Source organism: Williamsia sp. (genome assembly GCF_036566845.1).
In the GTDB taxonomy this organism is placed as follows: domain Bacteria; phylum Actinomycetota; class Actinomycetes; order Mycobacteriales; family Mycobacteriaceae; genus Williamsia.
The window spans coordinates 1-14103 of the sequence record NZ_DATCVM010000208.1; the positions used below are offsets into that span (position 1 = coordinate 1).

At 63.6% G+C, this 14103-nt stretch carries 11 protein-coding genes and 1 pseudogene; 6 read left to right on the plus strand and 6 right to left on the minus strand.

From position 1 onward, the window contains the following. Positions 1-206, minus strand: a pseudogene (locus VIQ49_RS19845) (type IV toxin-antitoxin system AbiEi family antitoxin domain-containing protein); the annotation flags it as partial. 165 nt (positions 207-371) lie between these two features. On the opposite strand from VIQ49_RS19845, the gene VIQ49_RS19850 reads away from it, so the two are divergent. The 6 genes from VIQ49_RS19850 to VIQ49_RS19875 all read left to right on the plus strand — a co-directional run bounded on the left by VIQ49_RS19850 (position 372) and on the right by VIQ49_RS19875 (position 6474). Continuing rightward, positions 372-1856, plus strand: coding sequence for a flavin-containing monooxygenase (locus VIQ49_RS19850; protein ID WP_331887826.1), 1485 nt, complete (start codon positions 372-374; stop codon positions 1854-1856). A gap of 95 nt (positions 1857-1951) precedes the next feature. Continuing rightward, positions 1952-2815, plus strand: a complete 864-nt coding sequence (locus VIQ49_RS19855; RefSeq protein ID WP_331887828.1) for an ABC transporter ATP-binding protein — start codon at positions 1952-1954, stop codon at positions 2813-2815. A gap of 119 nt (positions 2816-2934) precedes the next feature. Continuing rightward, positions 2935-3636: an ABC transporter permease gene (locus tag VIQ49_RS19860; protein ID WP_331887921.1), complete on the plus strand. Its 702-nt coding sequence runs from the start codon at positions 2935-2937 to the stop codon at positions 3634-3636. Further along, a complete protein-coding gene (locus VIQ49_RS19865; protein ID WP_331887830.1) occupies positions 3633-4502 on the plus strand; it encodes an ABC transporter permease in 870 nt (289 codons plus the stop codon). The genes VIQ49_RS19860 and VIQ49_RS19865 overlap by 4 nt, the downstream gene beginning before the upstream one ends. A gap of 109 nt (positions 4503-4611) precedes the next feature. Further along, the gene (locus tag VIQ49_RS19870) at positions 4612-5670 is read left to right on the plus strand and encodes an ABC transporter substrate-binding protein (protein WP_331887832.1); all 1059 of its coding nucleotides are present in this window, start codon (positions 4612-4614) and stop codon (positions 5668-5670) included. A 54-nt stretch (positions 5671-5724) separates the two neighbouring features. Next, the gene (locus VIQ49_RS19875) at positions 5725-6474 is read left to right on the plus strand and encodes an enoyl-CoA hydratase-related protein (protein WP_331887834.1); all 750 of its coding nucleotides are present in this window, start codon (positions 5725-5727) and stop codon (positions 6472-6474) included. A 160-nt stretch (positions 6475-6634) separates the two neighbouring features. On the opposite strand, the gene VIQ49_RS19880 is transcribed toward VIQ49_RS19875, so the two are convergent. The 5 genes from VIQ49_RS19880 to VIQ49_RS19900 form a co-directional block, all read right to left on the minus strand. After that, positions 6635-7984: a deoxyribodipyrimidine photo-lyase gene (locus tag VIQ49_RS19880; RefSeq protein WP_331887836.1), complete on the minus strand. Its 1350-nt coding sequence runs from the start codon at positions 7982-7984 to the stop codon at positions 6635-6637. A 94-nt stretch (positions 7985-8078) separates the two neighbouring features. Continuing rightward, on the minus strand, positions 8079-10754 hold the full coding sequence (locus VIQ49_RS19885) for an MGH1-like glycoside hydrolase domain-containing protein (protein WP_331887923.1): 2676 nt from the start codon (positions 10752-10754) through the stop codon (positions 8079-8081). Beyond that, positions 10754-12226, minus strand: coding sequence for an alpha-amylase family glycosyl hydrolase (locus VIQ49_RS19890; protein ID WP_331887838.1), 1473 nt, complete (start codon positions 12224-12226; stop codon positions 10754-10756). The genes VIQ49_RS19885 and VIQ49_RS19890 overlap by 1 nt, the downstream gene beginning before the upstream one ends. 133 nt (positions 12227-12359) lie before the next feature. Next, positions 12360-12719, minus strand: coding sequence for an FKBP-type peptidyl-prolyl cis-trans isomerase (locus VIQ49_RS19895; protein WP_331887840.1), 360 nt, complete (start codon positions 12717-12719; stop codon positions 12360-12362). A 3-nt stretch (positions 12720-12722) separates the two neighbouring features. Next, a complete protein-coding gene (locus VIQ49_RS19900) occupies positions 12723-14045 on the minus strand; it encodes a citrate synthase (RefSeq protein WP_331887842.1) in 1323 nt (440 codons plus the stop codon). Positions 14046-14103: the final 58 nt, after the last annotated feature.

Genomic DNA, 14103 nt, shown 5'->3' on the forward strand with positions numbered 1-14103 from the left:
CCGTCGTAGCCAGGGGGTACCCAGAGTCCGTGACGACGCAACGCTGATACACAACCGAGTGCTCCGCCCTTTCGGACGGCTTCCACCACAGCGGCATCCGCGCTCGGCGTCGCATACCAGCCGGGACGTAGCCGAATCAGCGATCCTTCCCGGACTCGCTTGCGAACATCCCAGTCGTCGAGTCCCAATTGCCGTAGCTCAGCCAAGCTGAAAACACCAAACTTCATACCTATCGGACGCACGGCGAGCCATCGGTGGCCCACCCCCTGAGATCGTCCCCGAGATCACCCGCCGCCGGCATATTGCTATCTGCCACCCCAGATCGCGACGATCTCAGGGTCCGTCGTGACTTGTCGTGTCACACTTCGCCGATGACGCAAAGCGTTGCGGTGATCGGTGCCGGGCCGGGTGGGCTGGTGGCCGCGCGGTGGCTGCTCGCGCAGGGATTCGACCCGACGATCTTCGAACAGGGACCGATGGTCGGCGGGCAATGGACCGGCCTCACCGCGCACAGCGGCATCTGGCCGACCATGTACACCAACACCAGTCGTGTCCTGACAGCGTTCAGCGACCTCGAACACGTCACCGACCGGGTGTTCCTGCCATTCCAGGAAATCCGAGCCTACTTGCACAGATACGCCGAGATGTTCGATCTCATCACACGCACCCGATTCGGCACCCGGGTCGACTTGGTCAGCCGCGACGGCGACGGGTGGCTGGTGGGCCACACCGGCACCACCGAGCGATTCGACCGGGTTGTGGTGGCCAGCGGTCGTTTCCAGAAGCCGGCGATTCCCGCCGTGCCGGGTCTCGACACATTCGACGGCCCGGCAGGCGTCATCTCGTCCTATGACTACCGGGGCGCGGCCGCGTACCAAGGCCGCCGAGTTCTGGTGGCCGGCTGCGCAATCAGTGCGCTCGAGATAGCTGCCGAACTCGCACAACTGGGCGCCGACCGGGTGGTGCTCACCCAACGGCGGCAGCGGTACGTGCTGCCGAAGTTCGCCGCCGGCGTTCCCTCTGACCATCGGATGTTCACGCGCTACGGCGTCCTCGCCGATGACACGCTCGACCCTGCCGAGATCGATCGGCAGCTGAAGGAGATGGTGGTCGAGGCCGGTGGCAGCCCGGAGCAATACGGTGCCCCGGTGCCGAACCCGTCGATCTTCGCGGCCGGGGTCACCCTCAACCAGCAGTTCCTACCGCTGGTGGCAGAAGGCCGGATCACCGTGCGACCGTGGATCGAATCGATCAGCGGCGCGGCGGTGTCGTTCGGCGACGGACCGTTGGACGTATTCGACGGCCTGGTGTTCGGCACCGGCTTCGACCTCGACATCCCGTTCCTGGACGAGGACATCCGCACCACGCTCGACATCGACAACCTGCATCTGGACAGTGACCGGTACACCTTCCATCCCGACCTCCCGGGCCTGGCCTTCATGGGTATGTGGGACCAATCCGGCGGACTCTTCGTCCCGCTGGAACTGCAGGCCCGATGGTTGGCGTACACGTGGGGCGGAGTCATTCCGCCGGTTGCCGAAGCCGAACAGAGGCGGGCGGTCGCGGCCTACCGGGCGCGGCGCGGCCTGCCCCAGAAAACCCGGATGAACCTGGCCGCTGTGACGTTTGCGCGAGCAGCGGGTGTCGAACCTCTACTGGACAACTGGCCCGGCCTGCGCCGGGCCCTCCTCTTCGGCCCGCTGGCACCGAGTTGCTTCCGGCTCGACGGTCCTGATGCGCTCCCCGACGCGCCGGAACGGTTCGTGCGAGAAGCCGCGGCCTTCGGTGCGATCACGTCGAACGAGTTCACCGCGCGCGAGCTGCACCAGTGGTCACTGATCGAGAGTTCCCGATAGCGCTGCTCGACCTCGTCTCCACACATCGGCATCTCCAACTCGCAGTAACGCCTGTGTAATCCAGAAGAAACCGCAGCGGCCTAACGTCCCCCTGCATGAGCCCTGCTGACCCCACGGGAGTAACAGAAACAGACGCAGCACCGTCTGTAGCCACCAAACGCCGTCCACTGGGGACCGGGATCAACATCTCGGGTCTGACCAAGGAGTTCAAGACCAGCGGCATACGCGGTGGATCATCGGTGACCGCACTCCACGACGTCGACCTGCAGACCTCCGAGGGTGCGTTCCTCTCATTGCTGGGCCCGTCCGGTTGCGGCAAATCGACGGTGCTCCGGATACTCGCCGGACTCGAGGAATCCACCTCCGGCACCGCACTGATGAACGGGCGGTCGCCCAAGGAGTTGCAGTCGCAGCACGAACTCGGTATCGCCTTCCAGGACTCCGCCCTGTTGCCCTGGCGCAGTGTGGAAGCGAACATCAAACTGCCTCTGCAGGTCGCGGGTATGCCCGTCGACTCCGAAGCCATCACCGACCTCATCGAACTCGTCGGACTCAAAGGTTTCGAGAAGGCGAAACCTGCGACGTTGTCCGGTGGTATGCGTCAGCGCGTGTCCATCGCGCGCGCGCTCGTCGTCAAGCCGACGGCGCTGCTCCTGGACGAACCGTTCGGCGCCCTCGACGACATGACCAGGCAACGCCTGAACATCGAACTCCTCCGGATCTGGACCGAGAAGCCGGCAACCACGCTGATGGTCACCCATGGCATCGGCGAGGCCGTCTTCCTCTCCGATGTGGTTGCCGTGATGAGCCCGCGTCCGGGAACGATTCTGGAAACCGTGACGATCGACCTGCCCCGTCCCCGCGTGCCCGACATGATGAGGACACCCGAGTTCCACGCACTCCACGATCACCTCAGCGGTCTCCTGTTCGGCAGCAAGGGATCGGCGGGGGTGGCGTGAGTACCCTCACCGCTGACCGGCCTTCCGTGGGGGCCAGGCTGGGCGGTCGCGCACAGATCGCCGGAAAACGTTGGGGTGCAGGAGCAATCGGCATCCTCGCCGTGCTGCTCCTGTGGTCGATGGCCGGGCATTTCGAATGGTTCAAAGGCACCATACCCACGCCGTGGGCCGTGGTCGAGACGATCCATGACAAGGGCTGGGAATACTACGCCAACAACTTCGGTCCGACCATCGAACTGTCGTTGCGCGGATTCTTCTGGGGCAATGTGCTGGCTATCGGTCTGGCTCTGCTCGTGGTCGTCATCCCGCTGATCGAGGGCGTGGCAACACAACTGGCGATCATCAGCTACTGCACACCGATCATCGCGGTGGCACCGATCATCCAGGTCGCATTCGCCGAGGTACAGACTATGATCGTGTTCCTGGCAGCCATCTCAGTGTTCTTCACGACCATGATCGGCACCCTGTCCGGGCTGCGATCACCGCACCAGGCCAGCCTTGATCTGGTCAAAGTGTATGGCGGCGGCGCGATCTCACAGCTGATCCGGGTGCGGATCGTGTCAGCGTTACCGTCCACCTTTGCCGCATTGAAGATCGCCGCCCCGGCAGCAGTCCTCGGCGCGGTGCTCGGCGAGTTCCTGGCCATGCCCGAGAAGGGCGCGGGCCCGGCGCTGATCATCTCCCAGCAGGCCGGCGACATCCCTGCGGTGTGGGCGATCGCCCTGCTCACCGGTGCGGTGGCCGGCATCGGCTACGCCATCGTCGCTGTCATCTCGGTGTACGTCACCCGCTACAGCACCGGAACGGCAGGCAGCAAATGACCGCCACCACAACAGCCCCGCCGACTGCACCGGTCCCGGCCGAGGCCGCCGCCCGGGCGCGCTCGGGCAATGCCAAGGCCATCACCTGGGAGATAGCGAAATTCGTCGGCTCGCTGGTGATCTCGTTCATCCTGATATTGGTGATCTGGTGGCTGTTCCTGCTGGCATTCCCCGACATCGGGCCCATCATCGGCAAGACCCCGGTGGATGTCTTCCACTATCTGTTCACCGAACCGACCTCGGCTGCCGATCGCGGCGAGATCATGGACAACCTGTGGATCACGTTGAAAGACGCCGGAATCGGCTTCGTCTGCGGGATGAGCGCGGCGATCATCGCAGCGGCCTTGTTCGTGATGTTCCGGCCGGTGGCCCAGACATTCATGCCCATCGCGATGCTGCTGCGGTCGGTGCCGCTGGTGGCGATGACCCCATTGATCACGCTGGTGGTCGGTCGGGGTGTGGCAGTGGTCGCGGTGATGGGCGGCATCGTGGTGTTCTTCCCCGCGCTGGTGATGATCATGACCGGACTGGCCAACGCACCGCGGCAGATCAACGACGTGATCGTCGCCTACGGCGGCACCCGCTGGACCGCGATGCGGATGGCATCGCTGCCATCGGCGGTGCCGGCATTGTTTGCCGCGGCAAAGGTCTCGGTTCCGGGCGCCATGATCGGCGCCACCGTCGCGGAGTGGTTGGGCACCAACAAGGGTCTCGGCGCAACGCTGCAGCAGGCCTTACCGGCGGCGGCCTACAACGAGCTGTGGGCATCCGTCCTGGTCATCACCGTCGCATCGATCGTCGTGTACGCCTTTGTCGGTGTTGCCGAAAAGCTCGTCCTCGCACAGATGGGCACCAAGCCCACCTGACCGATTCGAGCAAAGCCCTGTTGTAACAATCTAATTCGCACCCGAAATACCGCGGAAACCGAACCGGCCTAACGTCAGCGGCGAGCAATCACAACCAAGGAGTCAACACATGGCCTACACGTTCGACCGCCGATCGTTTCTTCGGTATTCCCTCATCGCCGGTGGAGCCGTGGGTAGCGCCAGCGTGCTGGCCGCTTGTAGCTCGGGTAGCAGCGACTCCAGCGGAAGCAGCACCACCAACCCGAAGGTGCAGTTGTCGTGGCAGAAGAACATCGAGTTCGCCGGTGAGTACTTCGCCATCGAGAACGGCTACTACGAGGCCGGCGGACTCGGGACACCCGAACTCATCACCGGCGGCGGGCCCGGTACCGGTGTCGAGACCGGTCTGACAGCCAACAAGGTCTGGATCGGTATGACGGCGCCGCAGCTGACCGCTCCGGTCATCCTGCAGGGTGCCGCTCTCAAGACCATCGCCGCCACCTTCCAGAAGAACCCCTTCTGCATCGTGTCCGGCGAGGGAACGCCGATTCTGTCGCCGCAAGAGATGAAGGGCAAGAAGATCGGCGTGCAGGCCTCCAACGAAAACGTCTTCAAGGCACTCCTCACCGCCAACGGGATGACCGACTCCGATGTCCAGAAGATCACCGTCCAATACGATCCGACACCGCTGACCACCGGCGAGGTCGACGGCTGGGTGTCCTATGTGACCAACGAACCGATCACCTTGGCAGAGGGCGGGTTCCCGAACGCCAACTTCCTGTTCGCCGACTTCAACCTGCCGCTGGTCGCCGAAACGCTTGTGGTGCGCCAGGAAACGATCGACAACGAACGGGACAAGCTCAAGGCCTTCCTCAAAGCCGACATCCAGGGCTGGTACGACGCCGTCGCCGACCCGGCCAAATCAGCCGAACTGGCCGTCACCAAGTACGGCAAGGACCTCGGACTCGAAGTCGGCGAGCAAACCCTCGAAGCGCAGGCACAGAACCTGCTGATCGTCTCCGACGAGACCAAGGCGAACGGCCTGCTGACGATGACCCCGGCCCTGATCGACCTCAACATCGAGGCGCTGGCCAAAGCCGGCTACGACATCACCGCCGACCAGATCTTCGACATGTCACTCATCGAAGAGGTCTACGCCGAGAACCCCGACCTGAAAAGGGCCATCTGACACGACCGACCTTCTCGAGCGTGTCCGGACGCTTCGGATTGATACGTTCAGTTCATGCCGATCCGCGAAGAAGTGCAGGGCCGAATCCTCATCGTTCACCTCGAGCGAGAAGAGAAGCGCAACGCGATCAATGTCGAGATGGCGGTGGGTATCAGCGCTGCTCTCGACCGTCTCGACGACGAAGACGAGCTGTGGACGGGGATCATCACCGGCACTCCCAACGTCTTCTGCGCCGGCACCGATCTGCGTGAGGGCGTCGGCGCCTACACCGACCGCGGCGGCGAATACGGTGTGATCAGGCGCAAACGGGTCAAACCACTGATCGCCGCGGTCGAAGGTCCGTGCCTGGGTGGCGGTCTGGAGATCGCGCTCGCGTGCGACCTCATCGTCGCATCGACCACCGCGAAGATGGCGCTGCCGGAAAGCCGTCGAGGGTTGGTCGCGACGTCGGGCGCACTGTTCCGGGTGACCAGGGCCCTCCCACCGAACATCGCCACACAGCTGCTGATCACCGGGACCGGCCTGACCGCTCAGCGCGCACATGACCTCGGGCTGGTCAACGTCGTCAGCGAACCCGGACATGCCCTGGCCGATGCGCTGGTTCTGGCCGATGACATCAACCAATCCGGGCCGGTCGCGGTGCGGGCGACCCTCGCGGCGCTGGCAGAGCAAACCGAAAACGCCGATGTCGCGGGGTGGCAGGCCACCGAACGCGCGAAGGACGTCATCATCGCTTCGGAGGACATGCGAGAAGGTGTCGAGGCGTTCTTCGGTCGACGCCCACCGGAGTGGAAAGCGCGGTAGTCCGGCTGCCGCCACCCCACCGTCGAGCGTGCCCTTGTCGCCGTCGAGCGTGCCATTATCGCCGTTGAGCGTGCCGAAACTGCACGTGCGCAATCAGTTTCAGCACGCTCGGCGATTCGATCCGCACGGTCGACGGTTCGATGGGCACGGTCGGCGGCCGTCAGGAGAGGGCTTTGTAACGGTCGAGTGCCACTTGGCGCTGCTGTTTGTGGTCGACGATCGGCTCCGGGTAGTCGTCTGGACGCAGCGCGCCCGGCTCGTGCACCGCAGATCCGCTGATACCCCGCAGTTCCGGAACCCAGCGCCGCACATAGTCGCCGGACGGGTCGAACTTCTTGCCCTGAGTCGTCGGATTGAACACCCGAAAATACGGCGCGGCGTCCGTACCGGTACCTGCCACCCACTGCCAGCCGTGCTGGTTGCTGGCCATGTCACCGTCGACGAGCTGGTCGAGAAACCAGCCGGCGCCGCGTTGCCACGGGAGATGGAGATCCTTCACCAAGAACGATCCGACGATCATCCGCACCCGGTTGTGCATGAACCCACTGTCACGAAGTTGCCTCATTCCGGCATCGACGATCGGGAAACCGGTTCTGCCCTCCCGCCACGCGGCGAAGTCCGCATCGGCGTCGTCGCCCGAATCATGTTCCATCGCATCGAATTTCTTGTTGAGATTCCACCAATTGCTGTCGGGGCGCTGGTGCAGGACGTCGGCGTAGAAGTCACGGAAAGCCAGCTCCCGAATGTACGCGGCGCGGCCTTCGCCTTCATGCTTCTCGAGTTCGGCCAGCAACGCACGCGGATGGATGTTGCCGAACTTGAGATACGCCGACATCCGGCTGGTCGAAGCCAGGTCTGGTCGGTCGCGATGGGTGCTGTAGTCCCGGGCGTCAGCGGCGATGAAGTCCGCAAAGCGTTCATACGCTGCCCGTTCGCCGGCAGGTAAGTCCAAGTCGGCCTTGGCTTTCGGAATCTTGATCCCCCGCACTCCGGAGACGTCGTTCGGGTCGATCCAGGTTGCACTTCCGACACCGGTATCGGCCGGCGCTCGCCAGCCGTGCTCACGCCACCGGCGGAAATACGGGGTGAACACCCGGTAGGGCTCACCATCGCCCTTCAACACCCGTCCCGGTGCCACCGCGTACGGCGATCCTTCCGCACACAACGGGATGTCACCCAACGCCTTTCGGACCTTCTTGTCCCGCCGCATGCCGTAGGGCGCGTAGTCGGCGCTGATGTGGACTGCCTCCGCGTCGATCGCCCGGGCAATCTCTGGGATCACCTTCTCGGCCACGCCACGGACCACCAGCAACGACCCGTCGAGCTGATCGTGGACATCTCGCAGCGAATCGTAGAGAAACGACAAGCGACGACCCCCCGACGATGCCTCGAGAGTCGGGTCGACGACAAAGCACACCAAGACCCGGCGCCCTTCGGCCGCCAACAGAGGTGGCAGGTCGCTCAGGCGCAGGTCACGACGCAGCCACAACACAATCGGTTGTTCGCTCATCACACCATCGTGCCAATCTCGACGCGAAGATGTCACCGCCGGCCATCGGTACGGCACGACCAACAGCCAGAAGGGCACGACTGCCGGATGAGGGTCAGTCGCTGGAAGCGCCCGGCGGATTCACCAGAAGGTCGATCACCAGAGCAGTCCAACCGGTCTGATGGGTGGCACCGAGACCGGCGCCGTTGTCGCCGTGGAAATACTCGTGGAACTGCAGGTTGTCTTTCCACGCCGGATCGGTTTGGAAGATCTCCATGCCGCCGTAGACCGGCCGGCGGCCATCGGAGTCGGGCAGCCAGATGGCGATGAGACGTTCCGACATCTCTTGGGCGATCTCGAAGAAGGTGCGTTCGGTGTCGGTCCCGGTCGGAAACGCGATCCTGGTTTCCTCCCCGAAGAACATCCCGTACTGCACCAGCGCGCGGATCGCCAGGTAGTTGACCGGGAACCACACGGGTCCACGCCAGTTCGAATTACCGCCGTACATCGCGGTGCGCGATTCGGCGGGCTCGTAGTCGATGATCGCGCCCGCCTCATTCGGCAGTTCGTAGGGCACGGTGTATTCCTTCGACAGCGACCGCAGACCATACGGCGACAGCAACTCGTCCTCTGCGAAGACCGAACCGAGGAGTCTGCGCAATTGATCGACGCTGAGCACCGACAGCAGGACCGTGGTGTTCCCCGCCTCATCCGACCGAATCCGCCACGATCGACGGTTTCGTTGGTCCACATCCCGGAAACGGCGCTGAAAGCGTTTGCGGAGACGTTGGGCCCGGCCGGCGTCATCGATCGAAACCGTCGCCGCGGCGAGCGCCGGGATCACCCCCACCAGCGACTTCACCTTGATGGCCGAACTGCGGCCGGTGGCGTCGGTGTACCGGTCGTAGAAGAAGCCGTCCTGCTGGTTGTACAGACCGGACCGCTCGAGCGCCTCGCCGATCAACGCGAACTGCTCGAGGAACTTGGTGACCATGTCCTCGTAGACCGGTTCGAAGTCGGCCAGACGCTGGGCGATCTCCAGCATCGCACTCGAGTAATACGCCATCCAGCCGGTGCCGTCCGACTGCTCCAGTGTGCTGCCGGGCGGCAGATGGGACCGGTCGACCGGACTGATGTTGTCCAGGCCGAGGAATCCGCCCCCGAAGATGTTGTTGCCTTCCGGATCTTGCCGGTTGAGCCACCACGTGAAGTTGAGCAACAGCTTCTGGAAGACACGTTCGAGGAACTGCACATCTTTGCCGCCGTCGATCATGAACACCCGGAGCGCCGCCAGGGCGTGGACCGGCGGGTTGATGTCGTCGAAACTCCATTCGTAGGCCGGCAGAGCACCGTTGGGGTGCAGGAACCACTCCCGGAGCAGCACCACGAGTTGGTACTTCGCAAAGGCCGGATCCAGATGCGCCCACGGGACCGCATGGAATGCCAGGTCCCAGGCCGCAAACCACGGGTACTCCCAGGGGTCGGGCATCGCGAGGATGTCGTTGGCATCGACGTGGCGCCAACCCGTGTTGCGGCCGGCGCGATGGCCTGGCGGAGGTGACGGCTGCGCAGGATCCCCGTCGAGCCACCGGGTCACGTCGTAGGAGTACATCTGCTTACTCCAGATCAGACCGGCACTGGCCTGGGTGAGGATGCGCATACGCTCGGGTTCGATGTCGGCCGGCGCCAGCGCAGTGTAGAACTCGTCGGCGTCGCGCTGCCGATCGACCATGATCTGATCGAAAAATGCACCGGCCCAACCATCTTCGAATAGTGCTGATTCGGCATCGGCGAGACGCAGTCGAAGCTGGACGGTCTGGCCCGCCGGAACCGACAACCGGTACCGCCACGCCACCTTGGTACCCCGCTCGTCTGGATTCACCGTGGCCGCACCGGAGACCACGTGATCGTTGATCCCGTCCTTGGGGTAGGGCGTGATCGGCTCGCCGCCAAAGATCTTCGGAACATTGGTCTCGTTGTTGCAGAAGAGCACCTGCGGCTGGGTGCCGTCGCCGGCGACCGCCGCCTGCAACCGATAACCACCGAGCCGGTGATGCTCGAGCACCACCGCACCGTCCTGCATCGCCAGATCCGGCAGGTCACCGTTGCCGTCTGCGCTCCAGGTGTTCCGGAACCAACCCGTCGGCATCACGTCGATGGTCTGGTCGTCGGGTCCGTTGTTGGTGACGTCGATCCGCATCAACAGGTCGGTGGCGCTCGCCTTGGCGTAGGTGACATCGACAATCCAGAATCGGTTGTCGTCGAAGATCCCGGTGTCGAGCAACTCGTATTCGAAATCGTCACGTCCCCGCCGGGCGTTCTCGTCGATCAGATCCTGATAGGGGAACTCGGCCTGCGGGTAGTGGTAACGCCATTGCAGCAGTGCATGACTCGGTAACCCCTGCAGATACCACCAGTAGTCCTTGACGTCTTCGCCGTGGTTGCCCTGCGGTCCGGTCAGGCCGAACATCCGCTCCTTGAGGATCGGATCGGCGCCGTTCCACAAAGCCAATGCCAGACAGAAGTCGTGGCCGATGTCCGAGATTCCGGCCATGCCGTCTTCGTTCCATCGGTATGCCCGCGACCGGGCGTGGTCGTGCGGGAAGTACGACCAGGCATCGCCGTCGTCGCTGTAGTCTTCCCGGACCGTGCCCCAGGCCCTTTCCGACAGATACGGACCCCACTGATACCACGGATTGGCGTCATGCAGACCGTCTTCGAGGCGGCCGGTGGCCTCCGCCAGCCGATCGTGTTCACGCGTGCCGCTCGGTGGCTGCTGACGATTCTCCATCACACACGCTCCTCGGTTGTTGTCTCGGTCTCGTCGATCCGGAAGAGATGCCACAACCACGGATCGAGCTCAATGAACATTCCATCGCACACATCATCGCCGCTGCGCAGGAAATCGAGGTCCCGGGTGGTGTCGACCAGCCGGAACCGACTGCCTCGCAGATCATCCCAGTGCGTGGCCACCGTGCCGGACGCCGTCGAATCGCTGAGGTTGACCACAACCAGCCACCGGCTCTCACCACGGCGGGTCCAGGCCAGCAGACTGCCGGACGTGGTGTTGCCCTCCCATCCGGTGATGTCGCAGGGCGCCCAGTCACCGGTACGCCACACGGGATCTCTCAGCGACCCCAGCACACTGAGATAGAACTCGGCGAGATCCTTGTCGACTTCTTCCACCGGACCGCGACCGAGATGCACCGGTACCCGCCGGACAGCGCCGGAGAGTTGCCCGTCGTAGATCAATTTTGCCCCGAGGCCGGTCAGGGTCGCCACCGCCACGGCTTTGTGTTCGTCGGCTCCGAAGGTTGATGCCGCGCGCGGTTCGTCATGGTTCTCCAGGAATCTGATCAGACCGCGCTGGTGGTCGGTGTCAGCGCTCAGTCGCGCACGAACGGCGTCGGCACCCTCGTGCCCGGCATAGGAATCATAGAGACGCTTGTCGTAGCAGTAGTCGAACCCCTGCTCCTGGAGCCGTGATTCGAGGTCCCAGTAGGCCTCGGCGATGAAGACAAAGTCAGGGTGGACCCGCCGCACCGCGGCGATGGCCGTCGGCCAGTATCCGTCGGCGGGTGGGTTGCCCGCACGCTCACCCCACGTACGGGTGACGACGTCGTCGAGTGGGAGCATCGCCATATCGCAGCGGACGCCATCACATTGCTCCGCGATCGACAGCAGGGTCTGAGCGACCTGATTCCTGAGTGCGGGTGAAAAGGTGTTGAGCTGCACCACATCACGCCATGCCGGGAAGTACGGGTCCCGACCGTTGGCGAAGACCGTACCGCCGATCTCGACAAACGACTCCGGATCGTCACGCAGGTCGTCGACACTGCCGGTGATGAAGTACTCGGGATTGCTGCGGATCCACGGATGATCGGGTGCGACGTGGTTCGGGACGAAGTCGAGAATGAGTGACAGCCCGCGCTCTGCCAGGGATTTGCGCGCGGCAACCAGACCTACAGTGCCGCCGAGGCGCTCGTCCACCTGGTAGTCCCGGATGCAGTAAGCGGATCCGGCGACGTCGTCGACGGTGAAGTCCGGCAGCACATCCTGGAAGCTCTGAGCCACTGCCGGCTCGTCCAGGGCGCGTGCGATGCCGGCGGGACTGCGCCGCCACACCCCCATCAACCACACCGCGTCGAAACCCAGATCGGCGATCGAATCCCAGACGTCGTCAGGAACGCCGGCGAGGTCGGTTCCGAGTTCCGCCAACCACGGCCACGTGTTGATCTCATAAATGAAGGGCTGTGCGATCACGCTGTCAACCTATCTCCGGTGACGGGAAATCGCGCAGGAGTTCCCCGCAGATGCAGGCGTTTGCATCACTGAAGACAAGAGAAAACCCTGCACATGAATCGTGCAGGGTTTTCCGGAGAACTGTGAGTGGCGGTTAGCTGACACCCAGGAGATCGATCACAAAAATCAGGGTCTTGCCCGACAACCGGTGACCGGCGCCCTCGGGGCCGTATGCCAGCAGCGGCGGGACGACCAGCTGACGACGTCCGCCGACCTTCATGCCCGGAATGCCTTCTTGCCAGCCGGGGATCAGCCGATCGAGCGGGAAGTTCGCGGACTGACCGCGGTTCCACGACGAATCGAACTCTTCACCGGTCTCGAACTCGACGCCCACGTAATGCACATCGACAACACCACCGGCGACGGCTTCGGGGCCGTCTCCGATCGTCACATCGGTGCTCACCAGTTCGGTGGGCGCAGGGCCTTCCGGAATTGCGATCTCAGGTTTACTCATGTCTCAGCGCTGATCCATCTTCAGGTAGTCACGTTCGGTGTATCCGGTGTAGATCTGCCGCGGGCGGCCGATCTTTCCGGTCGGGTCGGCGTTCATCTCACGCCAGTGCGCGATCCAGCCGGGCAGGCGGCCCAGGGCGAACAGCACGGTGAACATCCGCGTCGGGAAGCCCATTGCACGGTAGATCAGGCCCGTGTAGAAGTCCACGTTCGGGTACAGCTTGCGGGAGATGAAGTAATCGTCCGACAGGGCAACCTCTTCGAGACCCTTGGCGATGTCCAGCAGGTCGTCGTTGACGCCGAGGAGTTCGAGGATCTGATCCGCGGTCTCCTTGACGATCGCGGCGCGCGGATCGTAGTTCTTGTAGACGCGGTGCCCGAAGCCCATGAGCTTGACGCCGTCTTCTTTGTTCTTGACCTTGTTCATGAAGGCCTTGGTGTCGCCACCGGACTCTTTGATCTCGTCGAGCATCTCGAGGACGGCTTGGTTGGCGCCACCGTGGAGCGGGCCCCACAGCGCGTTGATGCCGCCGGAGATCGACGTGAAGAGGTTGGCCTGCGACGAACCGACGAGGCGGACTGTCGACGTCGAACAGTTCTGCTCGTGATCGGCGTGCAGGATGAACAGCATGTCGAGGGCCTTGACGATGTCCGGGTTGACCACGTAGGGCTCAGCCGGGAAACCGAAGGTCATCCGCAGGAAGTTCTCGACCAGGTTCAGCGAGTTGTCCGGGTACAGGAACGGCTGACCCGTCGACTTCTTGTACGCGTAGGCCGCGATGGTCGGCAACTTGGCCAACAGACGGATCGTCGAGAGTTCGACCTGCTCGGGATCCTTCGGGTCGAGCGAATCCTGGTAGTACGCGCTCAGGGCGTTGACAGCGCTCGACAGGACGGGCATCGGGTGCGCGTTGCGCGGGAAGCCGTCGAAGAAGCGCTTGAGGTCTTCGTGCAGCAGGGTGTGCCGGCTGATCTTGTTCGTGAAGTCATCGAGCTCGGTCGGCGTCGGGAGCTCACCGTTGATCAGCAGGTAGCTGACCTCCAGGAAGCTCGAACCCTTTGCGAGCTGCTCGATCGGATAGCCGCGGTAACGCAGGATTCCGGCATCGCCATCGATGTAGGTGATCGCGGACTTCGTCGACGCGGTGTTGACGAATCCGCCGTCGAAGGTGGTGAGCCCGGTGTCGGCAAGGAACTTGCCCAACCCGACTCCATCACTGCCCTCGGTAGCTTTGACGATAGGAAGCTTGATCTCTCCGCCGGGATAGCTGAACGTGGCGTTTGCCTCCGCTGCGGCTCCATTGGCGGACACTGTTTCGGCGGACACTGGGTCTTCCCCTTTTCGACGGGCTGACCGATCTTGTGGACCGGTACTGATGCTTTCA